Consider the following 3,899-nt stretch of genomic DNA (forward strand, 5'->3'; position numbering starts at 1 on the left):
GTGGCCGACCCCGCCCCGGGCGAGGTGCTGGTGCGCCTCACCCACGGCGGCGTGTGCGGCACCGACGTGCACTTCTGGCGCGGCGAGGTGCCGTTGCCGGGGCCGGTGGTGTTGGGGCACGAGGGTGTGGGCACGGTCGATGCGCTCGGCGCCGGGGTGGCCACGGACTACGCCGGCACGCCGCTGGCGGTGGGCGATCGCGTGTACTGGCAGCCGGTGGCGCCGTGCCAGCGCTGTTACGCCTGCACGGTGCTGGGCGACGTGTCGATGTGCGAGAACGCCTTCGCGGGCGTGTTCGGTGACGCCGGCGGGCCGACCACGGCGAGCTACTGCGACTACGCCACGCTGCGCGCCGGGCTGCCGTTCTACCGCGTGCCGGACGACACCCCGTCGGACGCCGTGATCGCGCTCGGCTGTGCGCTGCCAACCATGCTGCAGGGCATCGAGCGCCTGGAGGGCATACGCCCCGGCATGAGCGTGGTGGTGCAGGGCTGCGGGCCGGTGGGTCTCGCCGCCACGCTGCTCGCGCACCTGTCCGGCGCGGCGCCGCTGATCGTGATCGGCGCGCCGCAAAGGCGACTGTCGGTGGCGCGCGACTTCGGCGCCACGCACACCCTCGACATGGAGCAGATCACCGATCCGGCGGCACGCGTAGCCCGCGTGCGGGAACTCACCGGCGGGCGCGGCGCGGACGTGGTGATCGAGGCCGCCGGCGCGGTGCCGGCCTTCGGCGAGGGCCTGCAACTGGTGGCGCGCGGCGGGCGGTACCTGATCGTGGGTCTGTGGTCGGCGCCGGGCACGGTGCCGGTCGAGCCGCGCCTGATCAACAACCTCAACCTGCGCATCATCGGCACCGCGCTGTCGCAGCCGCGGCATCTGTACCAGGCGCTGCAGGTGGTGCAGGCGCAGCACGCGCGCTTTCCGCTCGCGGCGGCGGTGACGCACCGCTACCGCATCGAGGACAGCCAGCAGGCGCTCGAAGCGGTGGCGCGGCTGGAGACGGTCAAGGCGGTGATCGCGCCGGCGGCCTGAAGGCGATGGCTGAGCAAGGGCGCGCGGCCCTTGCTCAGCCGGACTAAATCGTGATCCGCGCCCAGCGTCCCTCGCGCCAGTAACGGCGGAACACGCCAAGCTGCGTGAGCCGGTACAGCTCCTGACCGACCCAGATGCCGAGCAGGCCGAGTCCCCACACGGGGCCGATCAGGTACGCGGCCGGCGTGAACAGGAACCACTGCGTGAGCACGCTCACGCGCATCACGCGCCGCCCGTCGCCGGCGCTCATCAGCACCTGCATGTAGATGCGCTTGACGCCCTCGAACACCACGGCGAGCCCGGCGATGCGCATCGGCCAGCGGGCCAAGGCCACCGTGTCCGGGTTGTGCAGGAAAAGACTCAGGATCAGGTCCGGCGCCAGCACCATGGGCGCGCCCAGCAGGCCGAGCGCGACAAGTCCAATGCGCATCGTGTCGCGTGCCCAGCGCCGCGCCTCGTCGGGCGCCCCGGCGCCGAGCGACTGCCCGACCAGCGTCGCCGCCGCCATCGCGAGCCCCATGCCGGGCAGAATCACGACCGTCATCAGGTTCACCAGCACGTTGGCGGCGGCCAGTTCCGCCGTGCCGATGCGCCCGATGATCCAGTACAGCGCCACCAGGCCCGCCGACTGCGACACGTGCTGCATGCCGGCCGGCACGGCGATGCGCACCAGCGAGCGGTAATCCTGCCGCTGCGGGCGCCGCCGCAGGAAGCCGCCTTCGAGCGCGTAGCGCCAGCCGAAGCCGTAGTAGATGGCGGTGCCGATGAACACCGACAGCGCCGTGGCGAGCCCGGAGCCGACCACGCCGAGTGCCGGCGCGCCGAAGTGGCCGTAGATCAGCACGTAATTCAGCAGCACGTTGCTGGCGTGCATGATGAGCAGCGTGGTCATGTAGAGGCGCGACTGGCCGATGCCGTTCCAGTAGCCGCGAAAGGCGTAGTTCATGGCCATCAGCGGCCCGGCCAGCATGCGGACCTGAAAATACGGCACCGCACCGGCGATGACCGCCGGGTCCGGGTTCAGCAGCGGGAAGAACCACGGCGCAAGCCCGCACAGCACGAGCGTCAGCAGCGGGCCGATCACGAGGATCAGCAGCAGGCTGGCGTTGAGCGGCACGGCGGTCTCATCCAGCCGGCCCTCGCCGCGGCGCCGGGCGGCAATGGCCTGCACGCCGACCGAGAGGCCCAGGATCATGGCCTGGCAGGTGAACAGCACGAAGCTGCCCAGCCCGACCGCGGCGAGTGCGGCATCGCCCAGGTGCCCGACCATGGCCGTGTCGACCACGTTCAGCAGCGCCTGCGAGGTCATCGCGGCAATGATCGGCAGCGCCAGCGTCAGGATGCGCCGGCGGCGTTCGGGATCGACGAAGGAAGTGCCGCGCGCGGCGGTGTCGGTCAGCGCGTCTGGCGCGGCCCGGGCGGCCTCGTCCGGGGCGTTCAACCCGGTTTGTCTTGCCCGCCGTGGGCGGTGTCGTTGGCGTCGGCGTCGGTCTGGACGCCGAGCTCGTGCAGGGCGGCCATGAGTTTCGCCATGCGCTCCTCGATGACCTCGACGTGGTCGAGCACCGAGTCGAGCGAGCGGCTCACCGGGTCCGGCAGGTCATCGCGCAGGCCATAGGCGGCAAAGCCGATGCGGGCGGCCGTCTCGCGGCGGCGCTCGGCATCGGCGCCCACCACCCGGCCCGGAATACCCACCACCGTGGCGCCGGGCGGCACGTCCTTCACCACCACCGAGTTGCTGCCGACGCGCGCGCCCTGGCCCATGGTGATCGGGCCGAGAATCTTGGCGCCGGCGCCGACCACGACGTCGTTTTCGAGCGTCGGGTGGCGCTTGCCCTTCTCCCAAGTGGTGCCGCCGAGCGTCACGCCGTGGTAGAGCGTGCAGTCGTCGCCGATCTCGGCCGTCTCGCCGATGACGACACCCATGCCGTGGTCGATGAAAAAGCGCCGGCCGATGCGCGCGCCGGGATGAATCTCGATGCCGGTCAAAAACCGCGACAGATAGCTCACTAGGCGCGCCAGCCAGCGCAGCTTCAGGCCCCACAGCCCGTGCGCCAGGCGGTGCAACCACAGCGCGTGCAGGCCGGGGTAGGTGGTGACCACCTCGAAGCGATTCCGCGCCGCCGGGTCGCGGGCGAACACGCAGTCGATGTCTTCGCGCAGTCGGTCAAGCATGGCGTTCAAACATCCGGGTCGGCCGCGGCCAGGGCGTGCTCGGTGGCACTGAGAATGCCGCGCAGGATCTGAACTTCATTCTGGTCCGGGGCTGCCCGGTTGACAAGCGCGCGCAGGCGCCGCATGCCGCGCTGCGGGTTGCTCATGCGCAGGAAATCGATGCGCTCCAGCACGCGCTCCAGGTGCTCGAACAAGCGCTCCACCTCGGCGTGCGTGGCGGGTGGACTCGGCGGCTGCGCGGCGGGCTTGGCCTCGGCAACGCGCCGGTACAGCTCGTACGTCAGCACCTGCACCGCGGCGCCGATGTTGAGCGACGGGAACGCCGGGTTGCTCGGGATCACCACCCGCCGCTGGCACAGGTCGAGGTCGGCATTGCTGAGGCCGGAGTGCTCGGGGCCGAACACCAGCGCCACCTCGCCGCGGGTGGTTTCCGCCAGCGCGTGCTCGGCGCAGGCCGGCGGGTCCAGCGGCGGCAGCTCGATGCTGCGCTCGCGCACGCTGGCGCCGATCACGAGCGTGCAGTCGGCGACGGCCTGCGCCAGCGTGTCGCACACGACTGCGTTGTCGAGCAGGGCGTCTGCGCCGGCGGCGCGGGCGCTGGCCTCCTCGTGCGGAAAGAACTTCGGGCGCACCAGGTACAGCCGGGTGAGCGCCATGGTGCACATGGCCCGCGCCACGGCGCCGATGTTGCC

The 3,899-nt window shown here is 71.6% G+C and carries 4 protein-coding genes; 1 reads left to right on the top strand and 3 read right to left on the bottom strand.

Annotation, left to right across the window (positions count from 1 at the left end; translation table 11 throughout):
• Positions 1 to 1,032 (top strand): zinc-binding dehydrogenase (locus tag AB7F93_RS14045; RefSeq protein ID WP_428303534.1); only part of this gene is annotated, 1,032 nt, incomplete at its 5' end.
• Between the two features lie 43 nt (positions 1,033 to 1,075).
• Here AB7F93_RS14045 and AB7F93_RS14050 read toward each other — a convergent pair.
• The 3 genes from AB7F93_RS14050 to AB7F93_RS14060 form a co-directional block, all read right to left on the bottom strand.
• Positions 1,076 to 2,473 (bottom strand): MATE family efflux transporter, encoded by a 1,398-nt coding sequence (locus tag AB7F93_RS14050; RefSeq protein WP_428303535.1) that lies wholly within the window; start codon positions 2,471 to 2,473, stop codon positions 1,076 to 1,078.
• Positions 2,470 to 3,207 carry a serine O-acetyltransferase gene (gene cysE / locus AB7F93_RS14055; RefSeq protein WP_428303536.1) on the bottom strand — a complete coding sequence of 246 codons (738 nt, stop codon included), beginning with the start codon at positions 3,205 to 3,207 and terminating at the stop codon, positions 2,470 to 2,472. The genes AB7F93_RS14050 and cysE overlap by 4 nt, the downstream gene beginning before the upstream one ends.
• 5 nt (positions 3,208 to 3,212) lie before the next feature.
• A partial coding sequence (locus tag AB7F93_RS14060; protein WP_428303537.1) for an RNA methyltransferase occupies positions 3,213 to 3,899 on the bottom strand: 687 nt, incomplete at its 5' end.

The sequence above is a fragment of the Immundisolibacter sp. genome, assembly GCF_050250495.1.
Taxonomy (GTDB): Bacteria; Pseudomonadota; Gammaproteobacteria; order Immundisolibacterales; family Immundisolibacteraceae; genus Immundisolibacter.